27 protein-coding genes are annotated in these 26,696 nt (G+C 70.4%); 16 read left to right on the forward strand and 11 right to left on the reverse strand.

Annotated elements, in window-relative coordinates:
* Nucleotides 1-46 precede the first annotated feature (46 nt).
* Nucleotides 47-805 (reverse strand): sulfite exporter TauE/SafE family protein, encoded by a 759-nt coding sequence (locus tag BM109_RS38030; RefSeq protein WP_093355003.1) that lies wholly within the window; start codon nt 803-805, stop codon nt 47-49.
* An 88-nt stretch (nt 806-893) separates the two neighbouring features.
* Here BM109_RS38030 and BM109_RS38035 point away from each other — a divergent pair, with 88 nt between their 5' ends.
* Nucleotides 894-2,225 carry an aminotransferase-like domain-containing protein gene (locus BM109_RS38035; RefSeq protein WP_093355005.1) on the forward strand — a complete coding sequence of 444 codons (1,332 nt, stop codon included), beginning with the start codon at nt 894-896 and terminating at the stop codon, nt 2,223-2,225.
* Nucleotides 2,226-2,280: 55 nt separating this feature from the next.
* Here the strand turns inward: BM109_RS38035 and BM109_RS38040 are convergent, their stop codons facing one another.
* The 3 genes from BM109_RS38040 to gcvA all read right to left on the reverse strand — a co-directional run bounded on the left by BM109_RS38040 (nt 2,281) and on the right by gcvA (nt 4,532).
* A complete protein-coding gene (locus tag BM109_RS38040; RefSeq protein WP_093355008.1) occupies nt 2,281-2,817 on the reverse strand; it encodes a hypothetical protein in 537 nt (178 codons plus the stop codon).
* A gap of 33 nt (nt 2,818-2,850) precedes the next feature.
* Nucleotides 2,851-3,546 carry a TetR/AcrR family transcriptional regulator gene (locus BM109_RS38045; protein WP_093355011.1) on the reverse strand — a complete coding sequence of 232 codons (696 nt, stop codon included), beginning with the start codon at nt 3,544-3,546 and terminating at the stop codon, nt 2,851-2,853.
* An 80-nt stretch (nt 3,547-3,626) separates the two neighbouring features.
* Nucleotides 3,627-4,532 carry a transcriptional regulator GcvA gene (gcvA, locus tag BM109_RS38050; protein ID WP_093355014.1) on the reverse strand — a complete coding sequence of 302 codons (906 nt, stop codon included), beginning with the start codon at nt 4,530-4,532 and terminating at the stop codon, nt 3,627-3,629.
* 116 nt (nt 4,533-4,648) lie between these two features.
* On the opposite strand from gcvA, the gene BM109_RS38055 reads away from it, so the two are divergent.
* The 10 genes from BM109_RS38055 to BM109_RS38100 all read left to right on the forward strand — a co-directional run bounded on the left by BM109_RS38055 (nt 4,649) and on the right by BM109_RS38100 (nt 14,504).
* Nucleotides 4,649-5,422, forward strand: coding sequence for an SDR family NAD(P)-dependent oxidoreductase (locus BM109_RS38055; RefSeq protein ID WP_093355016.1), 774 nt, complete (start codon nt 4,649-4,651; stop codon nt 5,420-5,422).
* Nucleotides 5,423-5,672: 250 nt separating this feature from the next.
* On the forward strand, nt 5,673-5,990 hold the full coding sequence (locus BM109_RS38060) for a transcriptional regulator (RefSeq protein ID WP_093355020.1): 318 nt from the start codon (nt 5,673-5,675) through the stop codon (nt 5,988-5,990).
* Nucleotides 5,991-6,000: 10 nt separating this feature from the next.
* Complete coding sequence (locus BM109_RS41855; protein WP_371269457.1) at nt 6,001-6,369, forward strand: BrnA antitoxin family protein; 369 nt, start codon at nt 6,001-6,003, stop codon at nt 6,367-6,369.
* Between the two features lie 68 nt (nt 6,370-6,437).
* Nucleotides 6,438-6,872, forward strand: a complete 435-nt coding sequence (locus BM109_RS38070; RefSeq protein WP_093355024.1) for a gamma-glutamylcyclotransferase family protein — start codon at nt 6,438-6,440, stop codon at nt 6,870-6,872.
* A gap of 256 nt (nt 6,873-7,128) precedes the next feature.
* Nucleotides 7,129-7,755 (forward strand): hypothetical protein, encoded by a 627-nt coding sequence (locus BM109_RS38075; RefSeq protein WP_093355026.1) that lies wholly within the window; start codon nt 7,129-7,131, stop codon nt 7,753-7,755.
* 32 nt (nt 7,756-7,787) lie between these two features.
* On the forward strand, nt 7,788-8,939 hold the full coding sequence (locus BM109_RS38080) for a helix-turn-helix transcriptional regulator (protein WP_093355029.1): 1,152 nt from the start codon (nt 7,788-7,790) through the stop codon (nt 8,937-8,939).
* 149 nt (nt 8,940-9,088) lie between these two features.
* A complete protein-coding gene (locus BM109_RS38085; protein ID WP_093355100.1) occupies nt 9,089-9,610 on the forward strand; it encodes an RNA polymerase sigma factor in 522 nt (173 codons plus the stop codon).
* Nucleotides 9,611-9,680: 70 nt separating this feature from the next.
* Nucleotides 9,681-10,817, forward strand: coding sequence for a FecR family protein (locus tag BM109_RS38090; protein WP_256223053.1), 1,137 nt, complete (start codon nt 9,681-9,683; stop codon nt 10,815-10,817).
* Between the two features lie 122 nt (nt 10,818-10,939).
* Nucleotides 10,940-13,336, forward strand: coding sequence for a TonB-dependent siderophore receptor (locus tag BM109_RS38095; protein WP_093355032.1), 2,397 nt, complete (start codon nt 10,940-10,942; stop codon nt 13,334-13,336).
* A 10-nt stretch (nt 13,337-13,346) separates the two neighbouring features.
* The gene (locus BM109_RS38100; RefSeq protein ID WP_093355034.1) at nt 13,347-14,504 is read left to right on the forward strand and encodes a PepSY-associated TM helix domain-containing protein; all 1,158 of its coding nucleotides are present in this window, start codon (nt 13,347-13,349) and stop codon (nt 14,502-14,504) included.
* A 6-nt stretch (nt 14,505-14,510) separates the two neighbouring features.
* Here BM109_RS38100 and BM109_RS38105 read toward each other — a convergent pair whose 3' ends face one another.
* The 4 genes from BM109_RS38105 to BM109_RS38120 form a co-directional block, all read right to left on the reverse strand.
* Complete coding sequence (locus tag BM109_RS38105) at nt 14,511-15,743, reverse strand: MFS transporter (RefSeq protein WP_093355037.1); 1,233 nt, start codon at nt 15,741-15,743, stop codon at nt 14,511-14,513.
* 87 nt (nt 15,744-15,830) lie between these two features.
* Complete coding sequence (locus BM109_RS38110; protein WP_177239574.1) at nt 15,831-16,817, reverse strand: Bug family tripartite tricarboxylate transporter substrate binding protein; 987 nt, start codon at nt 16,815-16,817, stop codon at nt 15,831-15,833.
* Between the two features lie 44 nt (nt 16,818-16,861).
* The gene (locus BM109_RS38115) at nt 16,862-17,695 is read right to left on the reverse strand and encodes an alpha/beta fold hydrolase (RefSeq protein ID WP_093355042.1); all 834 of its coding nucleotides are present in this window, start codon (nt 17,693-17,695) and stop codon (nt 16,862-16,864) included.
* Between the two features lie 20 nt (nt 17,696-17,715).
* The gene (locus BM109_RS38120; protein WP_093355105.1) at nt 17,716-18,267 is read right to left on the reverse strand and encodes a cupin domain-containing protein; all 552 of its coding nucleotides are present in this window, start codon (nt 18,265-18,267) and stop codon (nt 17,716-17,718) included.
* A 141-nt stretch (nt 18,268-18,408) separates the two neighbouring features.
* Between BM109_RS38120 and BM109_RS38125 the strand changes: the two genes are divergently transcribed.
* Nucleotides 18,409-19,317 (forward strand): LysR family transcriptional regulator, encoded by a 909-nt coding sequence (locus BM109_RS38125; protein WP_177239575.1) that lies wholly within the window; start codon nt 18,409-18,411, stop codon nt 19,315-19,317.
* A gap of 25 nt (nt 19,318-19,342) precedes the next feature.
* Here the strand turns inward: BM109_RS38125 and BM109_RS38130 are convergent, their stop codons facing one another.
* Genes BM109_RS38130 through BM109_RS38140 form a run of 3 tightly spaced genes read right to left on the reverse strand, consistent with a single transcriptional unit; the run spans nt 19,343 to nt 22,271 of the window.
* Nucleotides 19,343-20,689: an amidase family protein gene (locus tag BM109_RS38130; RefSeq protein WP_093355047.1), complete on the reverse strand. Its 1,347-nt coding sequence runs from the start codon at nt 20,687-20,689 to the stop codon at nt 19,343-19,345.
* Nucleotides 20,677-21,570: a polysaccharide deacetylase family protein gene (locus BM109_RS38135; protein ID WP_093355049.1), complete on the reverse strand. Its 894-nt coding sequence runs from the start codon at nt 21,568-21,570 to the stop codon at nt 20,677-20,679. The genes BM109_RS38130 and BM109_RS38135 overlap by 13 nt, the downstream gene beginning before the upstream one ends.
* On the reverse strand, nt 21,567-22,271 hold the full coding sequence (locus tag BM109_RS38140; protein ID WP_093355052.1) for a DUF1989 domain-containing protein: 705 nt from the start codon (nt 22,269-22,271) through the stop codon (nt 21,567-21,569). The genes BM109_RS38135 and BM109_RS38140 overlap by 4 nt, the downstream gene beginning before the upstream one ends.
* A 243-nt stretch (nt 22,272-22,514) precedes the next feature.
* Here BM109_RS38140 and BM109_RS38145 point away from each other — a divergent pair, with 243 nt between their 5' ends.
* The 4 genes from BM109_RS38145 to BM109_RS38160 are packed head-to-tail and all read left to right on the forward strand — an operon-like array spanning nt 22,515 to nt 26,587.
* Nucleotides 22,515-23,690 (forward strand): polyamine ABC transporter substrate-binding protein, encoded by a 1,176-nt coding sequence (locus tag BM109_RS38145; RefSeq protein ID WP_093355054.1) that lies wholly within the window; start codon nt 22,515-22,517, stop codon nt 23,688-23,690.
* A gap of 16 nt (nt 23,691-23,706) precedes the next feature.
* Nucleotides 23,707-24,633, forward strand: coding sequence for an ABC transporter permease (locus tag BM109_RS38150; protein WP_093355057.1), 927 nt, complete (start codon nt 23,707-23,709; stop codon nt 24,631-24,633).
* Nucleotides 24,630-25,457 (forward strand): ABC transporter permease, encoded by an 828-nt coding sequence (locus tag BM109_RS38155; RefSeq protein ID WP_093355059.1) that lies wholly within the window; start codon nt 24,630-24,632, stop codon nt 25,455-25,457. The genes BM109_RS38150 and BM109_RS38155 overlap by 4 nt, the downstream gene beginning before the upstream one ends.
* Nucleotides 25,454-26,587 carry an ABC transporter ATP-binding protein gene (locus BM109_RS38160; protein WP_093355061.1) on the forward strand — a complete coding sequence of 378 codons (1,134 nt, stop codon included), beginning with the start codon at nt 25,454-25,456 and terminating at the stop codon, nt 26,585-26,587. Before BM109_RS38155 ends, BM109_RS38160 begins: the two co-directional genes overlap by 4 nt.
* Nucleotides 26,588-26,696 lie beyond the last annotated feature (109 nt).

The following is a 26,696-nucleotide window of genomic DNA, read 5'->3' on the forward strand; positions in this document are numbered from 1 at the left end:
CCGCAGGTGCGAGATCGGGGCGCGCAGCAGTTTCCTTCACACCTTCTCAGTGCAGGTAGCCCGACACGCCGTCCCATAGCAGCTTGATGGCCGTGATTACGAGCAGGCCATAGCAGACCCGGTACATCTGCCGCTGGTCGAGCCGGGCATGCAGGCGCCAGCCCAGCCAGACGCCCGAGGGAATGGCGAGAAGGCAGATGGCCATCAGCGTCCACACGCTGCCCGCGGGCCGGGCCAGGGCCAGCCACGGTACTGCCTTGAGGATGTTGCCGACCGTGAAGAACATGCTCGTGGTTCCGGCGTAGACCTGCTTGCTGAGGCCGAGCGGCAGCAGGTACATGGCCAGCGGCGGTCCGCCCGAGTGCGCCACCATCGTGGTGATGCCCGAGGTCAGGCCGGCGGCGATCGCCTTGGGCGACGAGCGCGGCCGCACCACCACCTCGCCACCGCGCACGAACCACAGCCCGACGAAGACCAGCGTGATCGCCGCCATCACGATGGCGATCGCACGGTGGTCGAGCACGCGGAACAGCACATAGCCCGCGCCGATGCCGACCACGAGTCCGGGCACCAGCAGCAGCAGGTCGGGTCTGGACCACGTGGAAGGCTTCCAGTAGCGCAGGCTGAACAGGTCCATCGCGATGAACAGCGGCGCGAGCAGGCCGCCGGCCGTCACCGGATCCATCACCAGCGACAGCAGCGGAATGCCGATGATCGCGAAGCCGCCGCCGAAGGCGCCCTTCATGAAGCAGATCAGGAACACACCGGCGAAGGTGACGAGGATGGTGGTGGGCGTCAGTTCCATGCGGCGGAAACGGGTGGGTCGGTGGAAGGCTCGGATCGTAGTTCCCCGATGCAAGACAATCAAATTATTGTCATGAATACAATGGCGCATGCCCCAGGCTCGCTACAAGCAGTTGGTCGACCGGCTCTCGGAGGACATCCGCCAGGGCCGCCTGAAACCCGGAACGGCGCTGCCCACGCATCGCCGGCTGGCCACGCGCGAGGGGATCTCGCTGGCCACGGCCACGCGCACCTACGCGGAGCTGCAGGCCATGGGGCTGGTCTCCGGCGAGGTCGGCCGCGGCACCTTCGTGCGCGAGCCCATCCCCTTCGGCGATGGCGTGGAGATGCACGTGGCCAGCGGCGACCTGCTGGACCTGAGCTTCAACTATCCGGCGCTGCCGATGCAGACGGACCTGCTGCGCACTGCGCTCCGGCAACTGGCCTCGGCGGGCGAGCTCGAGTCCGTGCTGCGCTACCAGCCGCATGGCGGCCGTCCGCACGAGAAAGCCATCGTGGCGGCGCACCTGAAGAGCCGGGGCCTGTCGGTCGCCGCCGACGAGGTGCTGATCACCTGCGGCGCCATCCATGCGCTCGCTTGTGCCGCCATGTCCCTGCTGCGGCCCGGCGACGCGGTGGCGGTGGACGCCCTGAGCTACCCGGGCATCCAGGTGGTGGCCGAGCTCTGCGGGCTGGAGCTGGTGGCGCTGCCCGCGTCCGGCCCGGGGCTCGATCCGGACGCGCTCGACGCGCTGTGCCGTCGGCGAAAGATCCGCGCCGTCTACTGCATGCCCACGCTGCACAATCCGCTCGGCTGGGTGATGCCGCTGGCGCAGCGCGATGCCCTGATCGCGGTGGCGCGCCGCCGCGGCCTGCTGCTGTTGGAGGATGGCACCTACGCCTTCCTCGAGAAGAAGGCGCCCGCGCCGCTGGCGGCGCTCGCGCCCGATATCACCGTGTATGTCTCCAGCCTCTCGAAGAGCGTGGCGGCCGGCCTGCGCTTCGGCTTTGCATGCGCGCCCGCCGCCTTGGTTCCCCGCATCCACCGCGCCATCCGCGCCACGGTCTGGAACACGCCGACCCTGGTGACCTCCCTGTGCTGCGGCTGGCTGCAGGACGGCACGGTCGCGCGGCTCGAGCAGGAGAAGCGTCGCGATGCCGTCGCGCGCCAGCGCATCGTGTCGACGGTGCTGGCGCAGTTCGAGATGGTTCGCCATCCGGCGTCGTACTTCGTATGGCTGCCCTTGCCTGCCGGGGTGCGGTCGGACGCGGTCGCCATGCGGCTGAAAGAGGACAACGTGCTGGTCTCCACCGCCGCGCCGTATGCCGTGGGCTCTCAGCCGCCGCACGCCATCCGGCTGGCGCTGGGCTCGGTGTCGCATGCCGATCTGAAGCGGGCTTTGGAAAAAGTCGGCGACGTCGTGGCGAGTCTCGACTGCTGAGCCGGATGCCCGCCTCGAACGGAGCGCTCGCGGCTTCGAGCGTCGTGGGACAGCGCTAGGTTCGCTCGTGCGCGGAGGCCGCAGCGACGACGGGCTGCGGTCGCAACCGGACGTGGCTCAGATGGCTCTTGCGCATCTTCTCGAGCGCATGCGGTTCTTCGGGCCAACGGCACCAGTTCGGCCGCGGCGCGCCGAGGGCCGCGAGCCGCGCCATGACCACCTGCTCCGTGCGCGCGCATTCGGCTTCCGCCGCGGCCAGTTCCGCCTGGAGGCCGTCGATCTCGCCCTGGTAGCGCGCCAGGGTTTCACGTGCGCGCCGGAGGCTCGCGAGCACCGGGAATGCATTCGACGCGCTGCCCGCGAAGTAGGTCCGCGCGAACTGTTCCGGATCGGCTTCGTATTCGAGGATCTGCTGCTGGCAGTGAAAGATCAGCGCCTCGCCACGCGCGCAGGCGCAGCGGCGCTCGCGCAGCTTCTCGTAGCTGCCGCGCAACTGCAGTGCCAGTTGCCGCGGGACGGCCGGGCGCCTGGTCTTCGCGAGCGCGGGCGATGGCGGCGCGCTGAAGGCGGGCATGGGAAAGGTCATCGACATGCTGCTGCTTCCGGATGCAACGTGCGACACGGCTCAGCCGGCGCCGGGCACGTTGCGCACGCCGGCCTCCAGGTAGTCCATGAACTCGCGCCGCTCGCGCGCTTCGTTGCCGCGCTCCGACATCGGCATCACGCCGAAGGGCGAGCGCTTGAGGTAGCTGCGGTAGGAGATGCCGTAGTACACGACATTCATGCTGAGGATAAGCCGGTACTGGATCGTCTCGCGCGGCGTGCCGGGCAACCGTGCCTCGAGCAGCTCGACCGCGAGGCCCAGCAGCCTGCGGTGCAGCTTCGCGGACAGCCGCTGGCCGGCCTCGCCGAAGTCCCAGCCGAGCCGGCCGATGAAGCTCACCGCGTCGCGGCCGAAGCCCGGTGTCTGCAGCATCTCGATCATCGGGCCGAAGGCGGCTTCCATGATGTCGCGCACGCCATGCGGCCGCGCGCGCAACGCCTCCAGGCCCGCGCACGAACGCGGCTCCAGCCATTGCTGCAGCATCGCGGTGATCTCGCCCACCAGCCCCTCGCGGCTGCCGAAGTGGTAGTGCAGCGCCGAGGCGTTGTTCGCGCCGGCCGCCACCACGATGCGCCGCAGCGAGACCGCGTTCATGCCTTCGCGCGCCATCAGCTTCATGGCCTCGGCGAGCAGCCGCGCATGCGTGCTGTCGCCGGGGGCGTCGACGTGCGGCGCGGGGGCGGCGGGCTTGGAAGTTCGACGGGCGAGGGCGGGCACGGGCGGAATAATGCAAGTCGATTAATCCACCTGCATTAGTGCATACCCTCGACCGGCGCGCCGCCGCCTTCGGCGGCGCATCACTCCGGGCGCGCGGCCTCCTCGCGCAGCCAGTCGCGAAACGCGGCCACCTGCGGCATTGCCTCGGCCTCGGGCCGATGGACGACGTAGTACGCCAGCGCGGGCACGCTGCCCTTGTCGCCGAAGGGGCGCACCAGGCGCCCGGCGGCGAGGTCGTCGCGCACCATCACGCTGCGGCCCAGCGCCACGCCCAGGCCGTCGATGGCGGCCTGCAGCACCGCGGCCGAGTTGTTGATGCGCAGGCCGCGCGTGGTGGGCAGGGCGCCGAGCGACATGCCGTCGAACCAGCTGCGCCAGCTCGGGAAACCCGAGCGCGCCGGCAGCGAGAGGTCGTGAATCAGCGTGCACAGGGCGAGGTCCGAGGGCCGGCGCAGGCCCTTGAGCGCGGGCGCGCAGACGGGAAACACCTGCTCGTCCATCAGCTTGACGGCAACGAGCCCGGGCCACTGGCCGCCGCCGTAGCGCACGCCCACGTCGATGTGCTCGGCGAGGAAATCGACGGGGCGCGTGTTGGTGTCGAGCAGCAGGTCGGTACCGGGATGGCGAGCCTGGAAGCGCTCGATGCGCGGCAGCAGCCACTTGGCCGCGAACGCCGGGCTGAGCGTCACGGTCAGGGCGGGATTCGGCGTGGCCTCCTTGAGGCGCGCGACGCCGAGGCTCAAGCGGTCGAAGCCCTCGCGGATGTCGGGCAACGCGCGCCGCGCCGCCTCGGTGGGCACGAGGCGCGCGCTGCCGCTGCTCGCGCGCACGAACAGCGGCACGCCCAGCCAGGCCTCGAGGCTGCGCACCAGCTGGCCGACCGCGGCCGGCGTCACGCTGAGTTCCTCGGCCGCGGCCGAGAAGCCCTGGTGGCGCGCCGAGGCCTCGAAGGCCTTGAGCGCATTGAGATAGGCGGGGGTCTTCATGCCGTTGTCCTCGCGGGAAAGATTTTCTTTGTCGCCGCGACAGATCTTCTCATTTGTCCGCGGACCTCGTGCAAGGAAGACTGTGCCCATTCCATTCATCCAGCAAGGACCCGTCCATGAACAGTTTTTCTTCCAAGGTCGCCATCGTCACCGGCGGCGGCTCCGGCATCGGCCAAGAGGTGGCGCGCCAGCTCGTGGCGCAGGGTGCGCGCGTGGTGATCGGCGGGCGCGACGCCGACAAGCTCGCGCGTACCGCGGCCGCGATCGACGCGACCGGCGAGCGCGTGCGCGCGGTGGCCGGCGACATCGCCGACCCGGCCACGGCGCAGCGCCTCGTCGACGAGGCCACCCATGCCTTCGGCGGCGTCGACATCCTGGTCAACAACGCCGGCATCTTCCGTCCCAAGCCCTTCCTCGAGGTCGAGGCCGCCGAATACGACGCCTTCCTCGACACTATCCTCAAGGGCAAGTTCTTCATGGCGCAGGCCGCGGCACGCGCGATGCGCGAACGCGGTGGGGGTGCCATCGTGCAGACCGGTTCGCTGTGGGCGATCCAGGCCATCGGTGCCACGCCGTCGGCGGCCTACTCGGCGGCCAATGCGGGCGTGCACGCGCTGACGCGCAACCTCGCGATCGAGCTGGCGCCGCTGAAGATCCGCATCAACACGGTGGCACCGGCCGTCGTCGAGACCCCCGTCTACAACACCTTCATGAGCGAGGCGCAGGTGCGAGAGACGCTGCCGGGCTTCAATGCCTTCCATCCACTGGGCCGCAATGGCCAGCCGGCCGACGTGGCGCAAGCGATCCTGTTCCTGGCCTCGGACCAGGCCGCGTGGATCACGGGCACGGTGCTGCCGGTGGACGGGGGCGTGACCGCGGGCCGGGTCTGATCCGAAGCGCTTGCTCGGTGTCACCCCGTTGACGCTCGCGCGGGCGCTGCGCTGACTACCCGCCGTCCCTTGACCGGCAGCTTTGCTGGTGGTCAAAGAAATCGACGCAGCGGGCGGCGCGGCCGGAACCAAGTGGCAGGGCGCTGAGCTCTGGCGACAGAGGGTAGCCCGGGCTCGACCAGCGTCTATCTCTATTTTTCGTGGTAACGAAATAATCAATCCGAGGATTTTATTTGTTACTACAATCAATATGCTCACCGTTGTCGAAACGCCCACCTTTCAGCGCCTTGCCGCCGATATCTGGTCCGAGGTCGAGCGCCTCGATTTCGTGGCGTGGATCGCGGGGAATGCCGATGTAGGCGACGTGATCAAGGATGCCGACGGTCTGCGCAAGGTACGGTGGGCCCGTGCTGGCATGGGCAAGCGCGGCGGCGTTCGGGTGATCTATTTCAGCAGGAACGAGCGCGGCGATCTCGTGCTTCTGCTGATCTACACGAAAGCGAAGTTCGATGACATTCCCGCAGCCGCCCTGCGGAAGCTGAAGGAGGCTATCGATGCCCAGGACTAAGGACAAGGAGATGGAGCAGTTCGAGAAGGACCTGCTCCAGTCGATCAGCGAGATGAAGCGCGGCGAGTTTGCTGCCGTTCATACACCGGAGCAGATCGAGGCCCGCAAGCGCGGCAGGCCGGTGGGTTCCGTCAAGGCGGCGCCGAAGGTGTCGACCACCATCCGATTCGATCCGGATGTGCTCGAGGCGCTGAAGGCCACCGGCGCCGGATGGCAGACGCGCGTCAACGACACGATGCGCAGCGTGGTGATGCGTCATCGCACCAAGGTGGAGGCGGCAGGCGCGGTGCGCGAGGAGACGAGAAAGCGCGGCACCTCCAAGATCACGGGCTCGACGACCGGGCATCCCCCTCGAATTCCTGCGCGTCGCCGCGCCTGACGCGGATCGACCCGCCCCCATGGCGCGTGCAAGGCTTGCAGTCGTACCTGCCTGAAGGCGCATCTCCCATGCCCCACCTCGTGTTCGTCTTCGGCACCCTGAAAGAGGGCTACCCCAACTTCGCCACCAACCGCGGCCGCCGCATCCCCGGCGACTTCGTCACGCGGGAGCGCTATCCGCTGTACCTGATGGGCGAGCGCTTCTCGCCCTGGCTGGTGTTCCTGCCCGGGGAAGGAGAGCGGATCGTCGGCCAGCTGTTCGAGGTCGACGATGCGGCATTGGCGGCCATGGACCTGCTCGAGCGGGTCAGCGAGGCGGATGGCTATCGGCGGGTGCCGATCGGCGTCGAAGACGTTGGCGAGGCCTCCGGGCCGCCAAGGATCGTTCACGCCTATGTCAAGCCGCCCGAGCAATTCGATGGGGCGCAGGCGAGGCTGGGCCCGCTGACCGAATACACGATGGCGCATGCCGGGCTCTATCGCTCGCGCTCGGCCACTCCCTGAGCCACGGCGGCATTCGGCGATAGCAGCGCCACGGAACGCCACCGTATCTCGTAGCTCCGCTCCCAGGCCCGCCGGCCTGCGCCTCTCATTCATTTGCATGATGTGAGTGCCTTCGTATTCAAGAACACTGGCTTCCAGGGCGCTCGGAGGGGCGAGCCCGGATACCAGGATCTACAACGAGGAGCTTCCCACCATGGCGCGTGCATTCCAGCGTTCCTGCATCGGCGTTGCGGCGTGCCGGCCCCGGTCGCCTGCAATGGCCGTCGCCGCCGCGTTGCTCGTGGCGGTCGGCCCAGGTGCCGCCCACGCCGCCGATGCCCTCGTGTGCGAGCACGACGCCACGGTGACCGAGCGCTTCATCCCCGTCGAGCTGCTGACCGGCCTGCCGCTGCCCGCGCCCGAGTCGCAGGCGCTGACTTTCGGCGAAGTCGATCGCACCTATCCCTTCGTCGACGTGCTGCCCGACGGCAGCGTGGGGTCCGGCGAGGTCGCGCTCAAGGGACCGATGAAGTGGTCGGGCTACCGGGGCATCGAGTTCGAGGTCTACGAGCGCAAGGTGCCGCGGGCGCACGAGCGCTTCGCGCTGACCGAGGACAGGAGCGCCATCGGCCGCGTGTACGACCAGCGCTTCGGCAACGCCTACAACGAGGGGAAGTTTCCCGTCGGCAAGTGGCAGCAGGGCCAGAAGAAGAACTACGACACGCTCTACAACACGCGCAGTGCCGTGTCGTCGCTCGAGATCGAGAAGCTCTCGTGCACCTACGACGGTATCGCCGGCGCGTTGCAATACCGCTGGCGCACGAACAACGGCCTCGACTACGGGTACATCTACGCGCCCGGCAAGGGCGTGGTCCAGGTCTTCACCTACAAGGGCGGGCGCTGAACGGTTCGCCGAGAACACGTTCGCGACGAGCCATGAACTGGGACTCCGGCCTGAACCCCGCCATCGCAGCCGCCTGCGCGGCGGCCACCGATGCCTCGCGCTGGGAGACGATGCTCGAGGCGCTGTGCGAACGCTTCGGCGCCACCGCCGCGGCCATCCACACGCCGCGCGGCGCGCCGGCCGGCAAGCCGCTGTTCGTCGACATCGGGCTGCCCAAGCACACGGTGCCCGACTACATCGACTACTGGTCACAGAGGGATCCGTGGTTCGCGGGCGCCGCGACCAAGGAGATCTGCGTGCGCACCGGCGAATGCGGCATCGGCCGCGAACTCTGCGAATGGAGCGAGCTGGAGCGCATGGACTACTACCACGAGTTCGCGGCGCCGACCGGCGTGCATGGGTTGCTGGCGATGATCGTCGACGACGGCAGCCGGCCCGCGCAGGCGCCGCTCACGGCGATCGGTCTCTATCGCCGGCCCGGGCTCGAGGAGTTCAGCTACCAGGACAAGCGCGCCTTCGAGGCGGTGCACAAGCCGCTGCAGCTCGCGCTGCACGCGCACTGGTCGCTGGTGCGCTCCACGCCGGTCGAGAAGGCCACCGCCGACGCCTTCGACGTGGTGCCCAAGCCGCTCGTGGTGCTGGCCGCCACGGGCGCGATCCTGCATGCCAACGTCGCGGCCGCTGCCCTGCTGTCGCGCAGCGACTGGATCGGCATCCGCAACGGCAAGCTGGCGCGCCTGGGCCAGCTGGGACCGGAAGCGGTGGAGGCCTCGCTGCGCGAGGTGGCGCGCGGCCTGATCCAGACCCATGTGCTGTGGACACCCGAAACCGCGCGACCGAGTGCACCGGCCATCGCGCGGCTGGTGCCGCTGGACGAGGGCAACGCCTGCCGGCTCGCCTGGCCGCATGCGGTGGCGCTGCTGATGGTCGAGGAGCCGCCCGAGCGCGAGGCCAGCGACCGCCGGCTCGAGGCCCTCGCGCAGCAGTACCGGCTCACGCCCTCGGAGCTCCAACTGGTCGTGCAGCTCTCGGAAGGCGCGCGGCCGGCCCAGGTCGCCGAGCGCTGCGGCATCTCGATCAACACCGTGCGCACCCATCTGCGCAATATCTTCGACAAGACGGGCGTGCGGCGGCAGAGCGAGTTGATCCGGTTGCTGGGGCCGCTGGCGCTGTCGGGACGTTGAAGCAGGGGGCGATGCCGCGAGCCGCCCACGCCCATCCGCTCGCCTTCCTATAATCGCGACCCTCCCGCCCGGCCCGCGCCAGATCCAGCCGCCGCCACATCGCCAGCACCCGGACGGATTCAACAGAGCCGGTGTGGCTGGAGTGCATCGTGGCGGCACGTTATTACCTGGAGCTTTTCAATTTCTGCAACCGGTACCTGCGTGACCGCGCGCTGGCGCAGGACATCGTGCAGGAGGTCTACGCGCGCTTCGCGGCCTTCGAGCGCCATGGCGCGCAGCCGGTGGTCGAGGTGCGCGGGCTGCTCTACCAGATCGCGCGCAATCTGCTGGTCGACCACCATCGCCAGCAGATCGTGCGCGCGCACGACAGCGACGACGTGCTGCTCGAGATGCCGGCGCCCGATGCCGACAACCCCGAGGTGGCCTATGCGGCGACGCAGCGCATGCGGCTGCTGGTCGCGGCGATCGAGAACCTGCCGCCGCGCTGCCGCGAGGCCTTCGTGCTGCACCGCATCGAGGGCCTGCCGCAGGCCGAGGTGGCGCGGCGCATGGGCATCTCGCGCAACATGGTCGAGCGGCACGTGATGATCGCGGTCGCGGCCTGCCGCAAGCGGCTGCGCGAGGCGGCCGAGGCGCCCCGGTCCGCACCGGCGCGGCCCGAGAAAATTTGAGGCGCCGCCTCAGGATCGGCGCTGCCGATCCGTCATCATCCAGGCCGAGACACCGAATTTCCGCACCCCGATGAACGATCGCACGCGCCCCACCGCCCCCGGCATGCCCGCGCGCGATGGCGCGCGCGCGCCGGACGCGCCGGACACCGCGGGCGAGGAACTGCTCGAGGAGCTGTCGCCCGCGGAGTTCGAGGCACTGCGCTGGTCGGTGCGCCTCGGCGACGGGCTCGATGCCGCCGAGCGCGCCGAGTTCGAGGCCTGGCGCCGGGCCGATCCCGCGCACCAGGCGGCCTACGACGAGATGACCGGCGTGAGCGAGGCGATCGATGCGATACCCGCGGCGGGCGCGGCGCGGCTGCAGGCGCGCGTGGCGATCGACCGGGCCGGCGAATCGGCCACCCATGCCGCCGTGCCCGTTGCGCCTGCAACGTCGCCGACCCCGCCACGCCCCACGCGCCGCCGCGCGCTCGCCGCCGCCGCGGCGGTGTTCGCTGCCGCGGGTGGCGGCTGGTTCGGCTGGGAGGCCTGGCGCAGCGAGCCGGTGTTCGAGCAGCGCTACCAGACGCAGCGCGGCCAGCAGCTCGACGTGGCGTTGCCCGACGGCAGCCAGATGCGGCTGGACACGGCCACCACGGCCGAAGTCAGCCTGTACCGCGGCCGTCGCGAGGTGCGCCTCGCCGAGGGACAGGCGATGTTCACCGTGCAGTCCGACAAGACGCGGCCCTTCGACGTGCGCGCGGGCGGCACGCGCGTCACGGTGGTGGGCACGCGCTTCTCGGTGCGCTACACGCCGTCCATCGGCCGTCCCGAGGTGCAGGTCGCGGTGCAGGAAGGCCGTGTGCGGGTGGCGGCGGCCGGCAATGACGCCGTGCAGAACGCGATCGAGCTGGCACCGGGCGAGACGGTGGCGGCCGACGCGCAGGGCCGGCCCGGCCCGGTCGCCCGGATCGCGCCCGAGGGCGTCGCCGCGTGGCGCGGCAACCGCCTGAGCTTCGACAACCTGCCGCTGTCCGCCGTGCTGGCCGAGCTCGGCCGCTACGGCGACGTCGGCATCGCGGTGCACGACCCGGCCGTGGCCGCGCTGCCGGTGACGGCCAGCGTCGACCTGCAGCGCATGGGCGACTTCGTGCGCAGCCTGCCGCAGGTGCTGCCGGTGCGGCTGGAGCGCCGGCAGGGCGCGACAGAAATCGTCTTGGCGAAGCGCTGACGAGGCGTCGGCGCGCCGTCCAACTTTTTTCTTCACTCCACGTCAGGATCGCGCGCGGCGATCCGTCTTCATCGGAAAGGCGCCGATTCCGGCCCTGCGTCGTTCCCCTGGAGATCGTTTCGATGTCGTTCCGTGATTCGTCCTTTCCGCTGCGCCCGTTGCCGCTCGCGCTCGCGGCCTGCCTGGCCCTGGCCGCCGTGCTGCCCGCGCACGCGCAGCCTTCGGCCGGTGCGCCCGCGCAGGTGGCCATCGGCGCGCAGCCGCTGTCGCAGGCGCTGACCGAGCTCGCGCGCCAGACCGGCGTCACGTTGGTGGTGTCGCCCGCGCTGGTGGCGGGTCGCACGGCGCCGGCCGTGTCGGGTCGGCTGACGCCGCGCCAGGCGCTCGACCGGCTGCTGGCCGGCAGCGGCCTCGTGGCCGACATCGACCGCGGTGCCGTCACCGTGCGGCGCGAAGGCGAGGCGGGCACCTCGGCGCTGCCCGCGGTGACGGTCACGGCCGGCGCGGAACAGGAGTCGCCCTGGGGCCCGGCCACCGGCTTCGTGGCGCGCCGCAGCGCGACCGCGACCAAGACCGACACGCCGATCCTCGAGACCTCGCAGTCGGTCGCGGTGATCACGCGCGAGGAGATGGATGCGCAGCAGGCGCAGACCGTGCGCGCCACCTTGCGCTTCGCGCCCGGCGTGAGCATCAGCGACGACGCCGACAACCGGCTCGACACCATCAGCTCGCGCGGCTTCGCGCTCGACCAGTACCTCGACGGCCTCAAGACCATCGCCGGCACCTGGTCGGTGACCAAGGTCGAGCCCTACCTGCTCGAGCGCGTCGAGGTGCTCAAGGGGCCGTCGTCGGTGCTCTACGGCCAGGCCTCGCCCGGCGGCGTGCTCAACCTCGTGAGCAAGCGCGCGAGCCCGGAGACGGTGCGCGAGGTGCAGCTGCAGTACGGCAGCAATGCCTTCAAGGAAGGCGCCTTCGACATCGGCGGCGCGATCGATGCCGACAAGACGCTGTCGGCGCGCATCGCCGGCGTGGTGCGCGACAGCGAGACCGAGGTCAACGACCTCAAGGAGCGGCGCATCGCGATCGCGCCCTCGCTGACCTGGCAGCCCGATGCGCGCACCAAGGTCACGCTGATGGCCGACTACCTGCGCGATCCCTCGGGCGGCTTCTGGAACCTGCTGCCCTACCAGGGCACCTTGCTGCCCAACCCCTATGGCCGCATCGACCGCAGCTTCTACACCGGCCAGTCCTCGTTCGAGCATTTCGCGCGCACGCAGTACTCGCTGGGCTGGGCCGCCGAGCACCAGGTCGACGACCACCTCACCGTGCGCCAGAACCTGCGCTACCGCCACCTCGACATCGACTACCGCTCGGTGCAGGGCCTCGGGCTGCAGGCGGACTACCGCACGATGAACCGCCAGGCCTACACCGCCAACGAGCAGCTCGACACGCTGACGCTCGACACCCAGGCCGAGTGGCGCTTTCGCACCGGTGCGCTCGCGCACAAGCTGCTGACCGGCATCGACTACCAGCACCTCGACTGGGACAACCTCACGCGCTTCGGCAACGCGCCCACGCTCGACATCCTCGCGCCCAACTACAACCAGGCCATCGCGCTGCCGGGCATCTTCCAGAACGCGCACCAGAAGCAGAGCCAGATCGGCCTCTATGCGCAGGACGAGATCGCCTGGGACCGGCTGCGGCTGCAGCTCGGCGTGCGCAAGGACTGGGCGCGCACCGACACCGACAACTACGTGGCGCGCAGCGTCACGCGCCAGCGCGACGATGCCTTCACCGGCCGCGCCGGCCTGCTCTACCTGTTCGACAGCGGCGTCGCGCCCTACGTCAGCTACGCCACCTCGTTCCAGCCGCAGGCCGGCACCGGCTTCGACGGCAACGCCTTCCTGCCGACCAAGGGCAAGCAGACCGAGGTCGGCCTCAAGTACCAGCCGACCAACACCGACATGCTGTTCACCGCCGCGGCCTACGACCTGCGGCAGAGCAACGTCGGCACGCCCGATCCGCTGCATGCCAACTTCACGGTGCAGACCGGCGAGGTGCGCTCGCGCGGCATCGAGCTCTCGGCCGTCGCCAACCTGGGCGAGCAGCTCAAGCTGCGCGCTTCCTACAGCCATCTCGACAACGAGATCAGCCAGACCACCACCACCTCGACCCTGGGCAACCGCCTGGCCGGCACGCCGGCCGAGCAGGCCTCGCTGTGGGCCGACTACGCCTTTCGCGGCGAAGCGCTCAAGGGCCTGAGCATCGGCGGCGGCGTGCGCCGCATCGGCTCGGCCTACACCACCAATGCCAACACGCAGCTCATTCCGGGCGCCACCGTGTTCGACGCGGCGGTCCGCTACGACTTCGGCGTGCTCGACCCCTCGCTGCGCGGGCTGAAGGCCGCGCTCAATGTCTCGAACCTGTTCGACAAGGAGTACATCTCGATCTGCTCGGCCATCGGCTGCCGCTACGGCCTGGGCCGCGCGGTCTACGCCACGCTCAAGTACAACTGGTAGGCACCGGGCCATGAACGCGCGTGACGGCCACCGCACGGCCCTGCAACGCTGGAGTGCCATCCACAAGTGGACCAGCCTGACCTGCACCCTGTTCCTGCTGCTGATCTGCCTCACGGGCCTGCCGCTGATCTTCTCGGAGGAGATCGAGGAGGGGTTCGACGACGGCCTGCCCGCCGCCACCGTGCCCGCGGGCACGCCGGCGCTGAGCATCGACCGCATCGTGGCGACCGCGCGCGAACGGCTGCCGGGCTGGACCACCGACTTCGTCGTGTTCGACGAGGACAAGCCCTACGCCACCGTCTTCATGCGGCCCTCGGACACGGCCGGCATCGATAGCCGGCGGCGCATCCGCTACGACCTGCACACCGGCCGCGAACTCAAGCAGATGCTGCCGATCGCGCAGAGCCGCGGTGTCATGGACGTGGCGCTCTCGCTGCACACCGACCTGTTCGCGGGGCTCGCGGGCGAGCTGTTCCTCGGCGTCGTGGGCCTGTGCTTCGTCGTCGCCACCGTCTCGGGCGTGCTGCTCTACGCGCCCTACATGCGCAAGCTGGCCTTCGGCACCGTGCGCGACACGCGCTCGCCGCGGCTGAAGTGGCTCGACCTGCACAACCTGCTGGGCATCGTCACGCTGGTGTGGGCGCTGGTGGTGGGCGCGACCGGCTTCATCAACGAGCTCTCGAAGCCGCTGTTCGGCCTCTGGCAACTGACCGACGTGCGCACCATGCTCGCGCCGTACGCCGGCAAGCCGCCGCCGAAGTTCGAGGACCTGGCCTCGGCGCAGGCCGCGCTCGACACGGCGCAGGCGGCCGTGCCCACGATGCGCATCACCAGCGTGGTGTTCCCGGGCAATCCCTTCGGCAGCCCCTACCACTTCCTGTTGTGGACGAAGGGCGACACCGCGCTGACCAGCCGGCTCTTCAGCCCCGTGCTGGTCGATGCGCGCACCGGCGCGCTGACCACCGTCGTGCGCATGCCCTGGTACCTGCGCGCGCTCGAGGTGTCGCGGCCGCTGCATTTCGGCGATTACGGCGGGCTGCCGCTGAAGCTGATCTGGGCGGCGCTCGACCTGATCACGATCGTGGTGCTGGGGAGTGGGGTTTATCTGTGGGTATCGCGGCGCCGGCAGCGCGCCGGGCGAGCGGAGCGGTTCGGGAGGCCGAGCTGACGCCGTTCAGGCGGCCGCGGCGATCGGCCGTTGCCGCGGCAGCCGCGTGAACGCGAAGGCGGCCAGGAAGGCCCCGATGCCCAGCGAGAACGCGCCGATGAACAGCCACGTGTAGCTCGAGTACGCGTCGTAGATCAGCCCGCCCAGCACCGGGCCCAGTGCCATGCCGAGGCTGCTGGCCATCGTGGTGCTCCCGATCACCGTTCCCATCATGCGCAGCGGGAAGTTGTCGCGCGCGATCACCGCGAACAGCGGCATCACGCCCGCGTAGGTGAAACCGAACAGCGCGGCCACGGTGTAGAAGCTGCCCAGCTGCCGCGCGAACACGTAGCCCAGCACCACGATCGCCTGGGCCAGCAGCGCCAGCACCAGCACGCGCGCCGCGCCGAACCGGTCGCCCAGCAGCCCGAACACGAGGCGCCCGCCCAGGCCCGCGAGTCCTTCCATGCTGTAGATCGACACGGCGGCCATCAGCGGAATGCCGCAGGTGACCGCATAGCTCACGGTGTGGAAGATCGGTCCCGAGTGGGTGGCGCAGCTCAGGAAGCTGGTCAGCACCAGGATCAGGAAGGGCGGCGAGCGCAGCGCCTGCGCGACGGACAGCGACGATTCGCGCGAGGCCTCCGGTGCCGCGGCGGAGGCGGCCTGCCGCAGCGCGGGTGGACGACGCACCAGCAGGGCCAGGGGAATCATGGTGACCGCCGCCAACGCCGCGATCAGCTGCAGCGCGCTGCGCCAGTCGTGCGTCTGCACGAGCCATGCGGCCAACGGCGACATGGTCATCGGCGCCACGCCCATGCCGGCCGACACCAGCGACACCGCCAGGCTGCGATGCGTGTCGAACCACCCGGTCACGCAGGCCATCATCGGCGCGAAGATCGCCGCCGCGCCGATGCCGACGACCACGCCGAACAGCAGCTGGAAGGCGAGCAGCGACGTCGCCAGGCTGGCCAGCGCGAGCCCGAGCGCGAGCAGCACGGCGCCCACCAGCACCACGAGGCGCGGACCCACGCGGTCGCTGAGAGCGCCCCAGGCGATGCTGCCGAGCGCCAGCGCCAAGAAGGCGAGCGTCATCGCGGTGGAGATGCCGGTGCTCGACCAGCCGGTGTCCTGCGCGATCGGCCGCAGGAACACCGGCAGCGAGAACAGCCCGCCGATCGCCACGCAGCCGAGGGCGCCGCCCGCGGCCACGATGATCCAGCGGTAGTGGGTGCGCAGTGCTTCGGGCCAGGAAGTCATGGTGAGTCCTCGAGGGGTTCAACGAGGGCTCAGATTACCCTCGTGCACGCGACAAAGGGAGTAACAAAGATGGCGCGATTGGCTGCGCTAACCGTCGATGCGTATCCGATTCGCCTTCGCGATGCGTCCCCACTTCTCGAACTCGCTGCGCGAGATCGCGCCGAACTGCTCGACCGAATTGCCCACCGGCACCAGCCCCAGCTCGGTGAGCTTGCGCTGCACCTCGGGGTTGCGCAGGATCTTCACGAGCTCCTGGTTGTAGCGCGCGACGATGGGTTGGGGCGTGGCGGCCGGCACGTAGAAGCCCTGCCAGCCGTCGCCGTCGTAGCCGGGCAGCAGTTCCGCCACGGCCGGCACCTCGGGCAGCAGCGCGCTGCGCCTGGGGCTCGTCACCGCGAGCGCGCGGAGCTTGCCGCTGCGCACCAGCGGGATCGCCGTGGTCGCGGGCTCGAAGGCGATCGGCATCTGGCCGGCCATCACGTCGGCCAGCGGGCTGCCCTTGTAGGGCACGTGCACCATCTGCACGCCCGCCATGTTGTTCATCATCTCCATCACCACGTGCGGGCCCGAGCCCACGCCGAGCGAGCCGTAGTCGACCGAGCCCGGCTTGGCCTTGGCGCGCGCCAGCAGCTCGCGCAGGCTGGCGTCGGGCTGGCCCGGGCCGGTGATCAGCACATAGGGCACCAGCGCGACCTGCGTCACGGGCGCGAAGTCGCGGAAGGTGTCGTAGGGCAGCTTGGCGTAGACGTTGGGGTTGATCCCCATGATCGAGTTGACGGTCATGAAGAGGGTGTAGCCATCGCCGGGACTGCGCGCCGCGACCTCGGCGCCGATGATGCCGGCCGCGCCGGCGCGGTTGTCGATGACGATCGGTTGCCCGAGCGCCTGGCCCAGCGGCTCGCTGAGGATGCGCGCCACCACGTCGGGCGACACGCCGGCCGAGAACGGCACGACGAGCTTGATCGGCTTGGTGGGCCAGGCGGCCTGCGCGAAGGCCGCGCGGCCCGTGGTGGCGGCCAGGGCCGCGAGGCCCAGGCGCTGGAGCGCGAGGCGCCGGGAACGAGAGACGGGCATGGGGAACTCCTCAGCGTGGGTCGATGCAGCTGTCATGAGTGTTGTCATTGCAGCCAGTCGCGCATGCGCTCGACCAGCAATTCGGCCGCGACGATGTGCGGGTAGTGGCCGCCCTGCGCCTGCGCGAGATGGCGGGCCTTCGGATAGCGCGCGCGCACGCGGGCACGGGTCGCGGGCGCGATGATCGCGTCGTCCTCGCACTCGAACACCACGGTGTTGGCGATCGCCTGCGGCGCCGGCAGTTCGGCCGCGCCCGCCACCTGGCGCAGCCGCCCGTGGAAATCCGAAGCGGGCAGGCCGGCATGCAGCATGTGCAGCTGCACCGCGCGCAGCAGGTCGTCGGGCCGCGCGCGCAGCGCCTGGTCCCAGCGCGCGATCACGGTGGCGCTGTCGGTGGCCGCGAGCCAGCCCGCGTCGAACAGCGGATGTTGCGCCACGTCTCGCCCGTCGACGAAGGTGTTGCCGAGCCAGAGCGCCGCCACTTGATCAGGGAAACGCAACGCGAAGGCCTGCGCCCACCAGGCGCCGTACGACGAGGCCCAGAGCGCGACCGCGCCGGTGCGCCATTCGCGCAGCAGTTCCTCGAGCCCGAGCGCGAGCAGCTCGGGCGCGACGCCGCCCGGGTAGGTGATGCTCAGCACGCGGCGCTCGGCGGCGAAGGCCTGCGCGATGCGCCAGGCGCTGTCGCCGTTGCCCAGCGCGCCCGGCAGCAGGATCAGCGGCGGCGGCTCGGCGGTGGCCGTGTCGCCGCGCGCGCCGCTGTCGCGCAGCGACCAGGCCAAACCCCGCGTGTCGGTGAAGCGATGCAGGGGCTGCGCGGCGACGAAACGGTGCAGGGCCTCGGGCATCGCGGGCAGGTCTTCGGCGATCGTTGTCATGCGGTGGGCCGTCGCGTGCATCAGGCCAGCAGGCCTTCTTCGCGCAGCGTCTTCTTTGCGTCTTCGGTGAAGTCCGCCTCGGGCGCGTTGCCGCCGATCACGAACATCAGGAAGTGCGTCTTGCCCGGCTCCTCGTGCGTGATGTTCTCGAAGCGGCGGTTGACGCCGGCCGGGAACGAGAAGATGTCCCACGGCCCGACGTCGAAGTACTCCTCGCGGCCGTCGAGCTCCCACGAACAGCGCCAGCGGCCCGTGAGCGGCATGAAGGTCTCGTTGGTGTCGTGGTTGTGCATCATCGGGCCCTTGCCGGGCTTCGCCTCGCAGAAGCCGAGGTTGAAGCCCTCGCTGATGCGGATGGCGGCGTTCTCGGCCGCCTGCGCGCCGACCGGCGAGACCACCTCGTCGCCGCCCTTGCCGCGCGGTGGCTGGAAGCCCACCGCGTTGTAGAGCGTGCGCTCGGCGCTCGGATGGCGGCTGTCGGGCAGCCCGCCGTCGAAGCCCTTGAGGTCCTTGAAGTAGGCGACGCGCTGGCGCATCTCTTCGCGGGTGACACGGATCTGGGGAATGGCCATGGCGATCTTTCTGGCGGAGTGAATAATGGCCGCCAGTATTCGAGGCCGCGGCCGCGCGGTCCATCGAAGCCGCCGATGCCCGGCATCGCGTTCGTGATGATCCATGCGGGTTTACCCGCCCGCGCCCCGCTATCGCCCCCGATGAAGCTGCAAGACCTCGACCTGAACCTGCTGCGTGCCTTCGATGCGCTGATGCGCGAGCGGCACGTCACGCGCGCGGGCGAGCGGCTCGAGATGAGCCAGTCGTCGATGAGCGTCTCGCTCGCCAAGCTGCGCGACCTGCTGGGCGACGAGCTGCTGATGCGCGCCGGCACCGGCTGGATGCCCACCGAACTCGCGCTCGTGCTGTGGCCGCGCGTGCAGGAGGCGATCGCCGCGCTCGAGCGCCTGACCGAGCCCGTGCGCTTCGACCCCGCGACCTCGACACAGGTGTTCCGGCTCATCGTCATCGACTACATCGACCTGCTGATGATGCCCTCGGTGATGCGCCGCATCCGCCAGGAGGCGCCGGGCGTGCGGGTGCACATGCTGCAGACCAACCCGCACCACTTCGGCGAGATGATGGCGGCCGGCGAGCTCGACCTGGCGCTGACCTACTTCCCGAACGCGCCCGCCTACGTCAAGGGCCGCAAGCTGTTCTCCGACCGCTTCCTGGGCCTGGCCGCGCGCTCGCACCCGGTGCATGGCGCGGCGCTCGACGTGCCCTCGTTCTGCGCGCTGCCGCACGTGACGATCGAACCCGACGCCTCGCAGATCTACAACGTGCAGATCGACGCCGCGCTCGAGCCGCACGGCCTGCGCCGGCGCGTGCAGATGATCAAGCCCAGCTTCCTCGCGCTGCCCTTCGTGCTCGAGACCTCCGACATGGTGGCCAGCGTGCCGGCGCGGCTAGCGCGCCGCATGTCGCGCATGGCCGAGGTGGAGGCCTTCGACCTGCCGCTGGACCTGCCACTGTTCGACGTGCGCATGGTCTGGCATCCGCGCACCGACCATTCACCGGCGCACGAGTGGCTGCGCGAGCTGATGCTGGCTTGCGCGCGCGACGCCTGAGCGATGCGGCCGGCGCCGCGTCGGCTCAGACGGCCTCGGCGGCGGATATCGCCTCGATGCGCGCGCAGGCGCGCAGCAGCTCCGCATCGCGGCCGCGCGGCATGCTGAAGAGCACGCTGGTGGGCAGCCCCTGGCCATCGAAACCGCTGGGCATCGCGATGCCCGGCATGTCGAGCAGGCTGCCGACCATGCAATGGGCCAGCGCGCGTGCGTTGAGGGCCGCGTGCCGCGCGGGCTCCGAGGCGTGGTCGATCGTGGGCGCGACGATGGGCGCGGTGGGGAACATGAACAGCGTTCCGGGCGCACGGGCTCGCAGCGCGCGCAGCCCGCTGTCGCGCGCCGCGAGCAGCGCGAGGTAGTCGGCCGCGAGGAAGCTGCGCGCGCTTTCCAGGCGCGCGCGGATGTGCGGATCGATGCGCGCGGCCGCGGGGCCGTCGAGCAGCGCGCGATGGCGATGGAAGGCATGCGCGGCCACCACCGTGCCGTGGCGTGCCATGGCCTCGCGCGCGGCGGTCAGCGGCGCGGCGCGTCCGTGCGACACCGCGAAGCCGGCCTGTCGCAGCCGCTCGAACACCGCGAGGCACCGGGTGCGTTGTGCCGCCTCCACCGTGTCGTCCATGAAGTCGTCGAGCAGCACGATACGCAGCGGGCCGATGTCCTCGTCCGGCGGCGTGCGGGTGGCAAGCACCGCGTCGACCCGCGCGATGTCCTCCACGCTGCGCGCGAGCACGCCGAGGGTGTCGAGCAGCGGCGACAGGCCTTGCAGGCCCGCCATCGGATAGCGGCCGCGGCTCGCGCGGAATCCGCACAGGCCCGTGAAGGCGGCCGGCACGCGCACCGAGCCCGAGGTGTCGGTGCCCATGCCGACCGCGCACAGCCCCAGCGCGACCGAGGCCGCCGCGCCGCTCGAGGAGCCGCCGCACACGCGCGGTTCGGCCTGGCTGCCGAAAGGATTGGCGGGCGTGCCGAAATGCGGGTTCAGGCCCAGGCCCGAGAAGGCGAATTCGCTGAGGTTGGTCTTGCCCACGCACACCGCGCCGGCCGCGCGCAGGCGGGCCACGGCCGCTGCGTCGGCGGGGCGCGGCGCCGACGGCAGCACGCGCGAGCCGGCGGTGGTCGGCAGGCCCTCGAGATCGAACAGGTCCTTCCACGACCCGGGTACGCCATCGAGCGGGCCCAGGGCCGCGCCGCGCGCCAGGCGCGCGTCGGCCGCGGCCGCTTCGACGCGGGCGCGTTCGGCGGTGGTCGCGATGAAGACCGACCGCGCCGCGGGCAGCGCCGCGTCCGCGAGGCAGCCGTCGAGCACCTCCGATGGCCCGCGCGCGCCGCTTCGGAAATCCGCCGCGAGGCCCGCGACCGTCAGGCGCCGCATGCCATCCGTTCGCGCACGCGCCGGTCGATCTCGGCGAAGGTGCAGAAGCGCACGCCGGGCTTGCTCAGGAAGTAGTCGATCAGCCGCTCGTGCATCAGCACCGCCTGCGCGCGGCCCGACACGTCGGGATGGATGGTCATCGGGAACACCGCGAAGTCGTATTCGCGCCAGACGTAGTCGAACTGGTCGCGCCATTGCACCTCGAGGTTGCGCGCGCCCACGTAGCCCTGCGCATTGGCGAAGGACTTGATGTAGAGCAGCGCCTCCATGTCGTCGAGCTCCCAGTTGGCGGGGATCTCGAGCAGCGAGGTCTCGGTGCCGCGCTCCACCGGCTTCATCCAGCTCGCGGCGGGCTGGCCGTAGTCGATCGGCGTCCAGCGGTCGCCGCGGCGCAGGAAGTAGGCCTCGAAATCGCGGTGCATCAGGCTGTGGTCGTAGGCGATGCCGCGTTCGAGCAGGAGGTCGAGCGTGTCGGCGCTGAACTCCCACCAGGGCGCGTTGTGGCCCACGGGCGCGCGGCCGGTGAGCCCGGTGATCAGTTCGATGCAGCGGTCGAGCACGTCGGCCTGTTGCCGGCGGCTCATGGCGGTCGGGTTCTCGTGGGTGTAGCCGTGCAGGCCGACCTCGTGGCCGGCCTCGACCACGGCTCGTGCCTGCGCGGGAAAGCTCTCGATCGAATGCCCCGGCATGAACCAGGTGGTGGCGATGCCGCGGCTCGCGAACAGCCGCAGCAGGCGCGGCACGCCGACCTCGCCCGCGAAGAAGCCGCGCGACACGTCGCTGGGCGAATCCTGGCCGCCATAGGAGCCGAGCCAGCCGGCCACGGCATCGAAGTCCACGCTGTAGGCGCAGAGGATCTCCTTGGTCGTCGAACTGCTCATACGGCGGCCCCCGTCACGCGGAACTGCAGAGCCTTCGGCACGCAATCGGCGCCGTTGACCGGCACCCTGTCCTGCGGGCAGGCCGACATCACGACGACGCAGTCGAGACAGGCCTCGAACACCGTGCGGTCGCCGGGCCTGGACACCGGCGGCGCCCAGCCGATCGCGCCATCGGCGGCCACGGGGTTGCTCATCCACACGTTGAAGGGCGCCGGTACCTCGGTGGTGCGCAGGCCGATGGCGCGCAGCGCCAGGCGCAGGTTGTCGCTGCAGTTGTCGTGGTAGCCGCGCACGCCCAGCGAACGGTAGCGCGGCAGGTCGCAGGCCGCGATCAGCGTGTCGTGCACGCCGGGCGAGCTGTCCTCCACCAGCCGGAGGATCGCGCGGCGGCGGTTGGTGACGAGTTCGTCGCCCACGCGCGGCGTGGTGCGGCCGAGGCCGGCGCGCAGGTGCTCCATCGACAGCGCCTCGTGCAGGCCATCGCGGCAGAAGGCCCAGAGGTCGCAGACCTGGGTGCCGTGCGTGTTGACCAGCGCCAGCCGCTGGCCGCGCCGCAGCGCGACCGCGCGGCCCTGGCGCGCGGGCAGGGTGTAGAGCTGCCCGGGCTCGGGCGTACCGTCGGGCGAGATCGGCGTGTGCAGCGTGTCGTTCACGCCGTCGGCGTGGCCGTTGTCGGTGTAGTGAGGATTGATCCAGTCCATGCGCTTGGTCTCCGTGGTGCGTGAAGTCGAGTGTTGGCGCGGATCGCAGTCGCGACAAACGGGGATTTCTCAGCCGGGGATGAGCCCCGCTCAGCCATGGCCCCGCGCGCAGGCGCCACGACGAACAAATCTCAGCCCGACGCCGAGAACTCATCAGTTGTCGTCGCGGCCCGCGGCCCCGAAGCTTCGACCCCGGCCGCATCCATCGCGGCCTTCGACGAACCGAACCCCGGAGACAAGTCCATGAAGAATCCTCCCTTCGCCGTGTCCGACGCATCGGCTTCGCCCGGCGACACGAGCGCCGTGCAACCCGTGCGGCGCCGGCTGATCCGCGGCGCGGCCGTGGCCGGTGCCGCGCTGGCGTTGCCCGGCCTCGCGCAGCGTGCCTTCGCGCAGGCCAAGCCGACCGAACTCACCATGCTCGCGTGGTACGGCCATGCCGAGAAGGACGTGGTGGCCGAGTTCGAGGCGCAGCACAACGTGAAGATCCGCCCCAAGTACTACGTGGGCGGCGACAACATGCTCGCGCTGATCTCGCAGTCGCCGCCCGGCACCTACGACCTGATCCAGGCCGACGCCGAGTACGTGCAGCAGCTGGTGCGCGCGGGCCATGTCGAGCGGCTGCAGCCGGCCGACTATCCGTTCGACGATTTCTTTCCCGAGTTCCATCGCTTCCCCGGCCACTGGGATGGCGACAAGCTCTACGCGGTGATGATCCGCTTCGGCTTCCTCGGCGTGGCCTACAACACCACGGCAGTGAGCGAGAAGGAGGCGCGCAGCTACAAGGTCTATGCCGACCCCAAGTTCAAGGGCCGGGTCGGCCATTTCGACTGGCACCTGCCGAGCATCGGCCAGGCCAGCCTGCTCGACGGCCAGCGCAAGCCCTTCGACATCGATGCCGCCGCCTGGGGGCGCGTGCAGCAGCAGATGATGGGCATGCGCCGCAATGTCGGCGGCTTCTTCGACTACGGCGGCACCTTTGCCTCGCTGCGCAACGGCCAGATGGTGCTGATGGCCGGCATCGGCGACTGGATCACCGGCGTGCTCGAGAAGAACGGCGCCAGCGTGCGCACCGTGCTGCCCGACGAAGGCGGGCTGCAGTGGACCGAGTCGTTCTCGATCGGCAAGGGCTCGAGGAAAGCCGAGCTCGCCCGCGCCTTCATCCAGTACATGGCCTCGCCCCCCGGGCAGGTGCGCTCGGCCACCATGCAGGCCTATCCCGCGCTGGTGCCCAACCGCAAGGGCTGGGAGCTGCTCGCGCAGCAGCAGCCGCAGGAGGCGAAGCGCTCGCGCATGGAGCCCGGCAAGCGCAATGCGATGGACGACATCCGCGAGGGCCGCATCACCAACCGCGCACTGCCGGTGCGCCAGTCGCTCGAGGACTGGAGCGATTTCTGGTCGCGCTACAAGAACGCCTGAGCCGGGGGACCAAGCCATGAATACCCTCACCTCCACGGCGGGTCCGCCGTTGCAAGCGGCGGCCTCGGCTGCCGCCGCGCGGCCGAAGACGCCCCGGCACGAGCGCGCGCGCCGGCGCCGCTTCGCGCTGCTGCATGCGCTGCCGCTGCCCGCGTGGCAGCTGGCTTTCTTCCTCGGCCCGCTGCTGTTCCTGCTGGTGCTGAGCTTCTGGACGGTGCGCGACTTCCGCATCGAGCCCGCCTTCGCGTGGATCAACTGGGAGCGCATGCTGGGCCAGCCGCACGTGTGGCAGACCTATGCGCGCACCTTCGGCTACGCGCTGCTCGCCACCGTGCTGGCGTCGCTGATCGCGTTCCCGGCCTCGTTCGCGATCGCTTTCCAGCTCTCGGAACGCCGGCGGCGGCTGTGCATGTTCCTGCTGGTGATCCCGTTCTTCACCAGCTACCTGGTGCGCGTCTATGCCTGGCAGATCTTCCTGAGCGACGAGGGCGTGATCAACGCGCTGCTCGGCGCGCTGGGGCTCGGTCCGGCGCGCATGCTCAACACCGCGCTGGGCACGCAGATCGGTTACCTCACGCTCACGCTCCCGCTGGTGGTGCTGATCCAGACCATGAGCCTGCTGCTGGTCGACCGCAGCCAGGTCGAGGCCGCGCGCAACCTCGGCTGCGCGCCGCTGCGCAGCGTGTTCCAGGTCGTGATCCCGGCCGCGCGCGTGGGCCTGGTGGTGGCGGCGCTGTTCTGCTTCATCTTCGCCTTCGGCGATTTCGTCTCGCCGCTGTACCTCGGCGGCGGCACCGCGCCCACCATGAGCCTGTTGATCATCGACACCACCAAGGCCGGCCAGCAGTGGCCGCGCGCCGCGGTGCTGGCCGTGCTGATGATCGCCACGCTGATGGCGGTGGCGCTGGCGATGACCTCGTACGCCTACAGGGGGCGCAAATGAGCGCCGGGCGCTGGGTGCGGCCGCTGCTCGCGGCCTACGTGGTGGCGGTGCTCGCGTTCCTGTTCGCGCCCATCGGCGCCAGCTTCGTGTTCTCGTTCAACTCCGACCGTTTCCCGACCCTGCCGCTGGGATCGTTCACGCTCGAGTGGTACGAGGCGGTGTTCGGCGACGAGCTGGTGCGCGAGGCGCTGGTCAACAGCATCGTGGTGAGCCTGGCCTCGGCCACGCTGGCCACGTTGATCGGCTTCGCCGCGGCCTACACCGACTACCGCTACCGCTTCGCCGGCCAGCGGCTGTACCTCGCGCTCGGGCTGCTGCCGCCGACCGTGCCCGCGATCATCCTCGGGCTCGCGATGCTGGCCTACCTCTCGCGCATCGGGCTGGCCGGCGGCCGCTTCTCGATCGTGATCGCGCACGTCGTGATCTGCACGCCGTTCGCGGTGGCGCTGATCCGCCTGCGCCTGTCGCAGATCGATGCCTCGCTCGAGGCGGCGGCCTGGAACCTCGGCGCCGGCCCGGGCCGCGCGCTGTGGCACGTGGTGCTGCGCTTCGCCGCGCCGGCCATGCTCGGTGCCTGGCTGCTCACCATGGCCGTGTCCTTCGACGAATTCGCCATCGCCTGGTTCGTGGGCGGACTCGAGGAGACGCTGCCGGTGCGCGTGCTCGGCTTCCTCCAGGGACAGGTGAGCCCGCGCATCAACGCCATCGGCACCCTGGTCTTCATCGTCAGCATCAGCCTCGTGGGCATCGCCCAGGTGCTGCTGAACCAACGCATATCGCAGCGCATTCCACCGCGTCCACGCAAAGAGGGCACCACGCCATGAATTCCTCCCCCGTCCCCGAATCCGGCCGCGCACCGCTGGTGCAACTGAGCGGCGTTTCCAAGTCCTATGGCGGCGTGATGGCCGTGAGCGGCGTCGACCTCGAGATCGCGCGCGGCGAGTTCGTCGCGATCATGGGCCCGAGCGGCTGCGGCAAGACCACCACGCTGCGCATGCTCGCGGGACTCGAGAACCCGAGCAGCGGCTCGATCCGGCTCAACGGCGAGGAGGTGCGCGACCTCGCGCCCTGGCAGCGAGACACGCCGATGGTGTGGCAGAGCCTCGCGCTGTTCCCGTTCCTCAGCGTGATCGAGAACGTGGAGTTCGGCCTGCGCATGCGCAAGGTGGGCCGCGCCGAGCGGCGCCGGCGTGCCACCGACTGGCTCGCGCGCCTGGGCCTGGCCGACTTCGCGCAGCGCCGCGTCGACGAACTCTCGGGCGGCCAGCGCCAGCGCGTCGCGCTCGCGCGCTCGCTGGTGACCGAGCCGCCGCTGCTGCTGCTCGACGAGCCGCTGAGCGCGCTCGACCATCACCTGTCGCTCAAGATGCAGGGCGAACTGACCCGGCTGCAGCGCGAGCTGGGCATCGCCTTCGTCTACGTCACGCACAGCCATTCGGAGGCCTTCGCCATGGCCGACCGCGTGGTGATCATGGCCAACGGCGAGGTGGCGCAGTGCGGCGCGCCGATGGAGGTGTTCCATCGGCCGGCCTCGCGTTTCGTGGCCGAGTTCCTCGGCGGCAACAACATCTTCCAGGCCGACGTGGTCGCGCGCGACGGCTCGCGGCTCGAGCTGCGCACGCCCGAGGGCCGCTTCACCGCGGAGGCGGGCGCGCAGGGCGGCGCGGCACTCGCGGCCGGCGCGGCGATCGACCTGGTGGTGCGCGCCGACCGCATCTCGCTGACCGCGAAACCCGGCTGGGCCACCAACGAGGTCGCGTGCACGCTGGTGGGCGAGGAGTTCATCGGCTCGACGGTCAACGGCCACCTCGAGACCTCGGGCGGCAAGCAGATCGTGGTGCAACTGAACGCCAAGGACCTGGAGGAGATCGAGCTCGACGTGGGACGCCAGTTCTACGCGTCGTGGCATCCCGAGGATTGCCACCTGGTGCAGCGGCCGCACGCCGCCCACTGAGCAAGGGCCCGCCTGCGGGACGCACCGGATGCGCCGCGGGCCCGCCGCCGATACGATGGGCCCGCATCGGCGCCGCCCCGGCCTCGGTTTTCTTTTCACCCAGCCCGAC

Origin of the sequence: Variovorax sp. PDC80 (assembly GCF_900115375.1) — a bacterium.
Taxonomy (GTDB): domain Bacteria; phylum Pseudomonadota; class Gammaproteobacteria; order Burkholderiales; family Burkholderiaceae_C; genus Variovorax.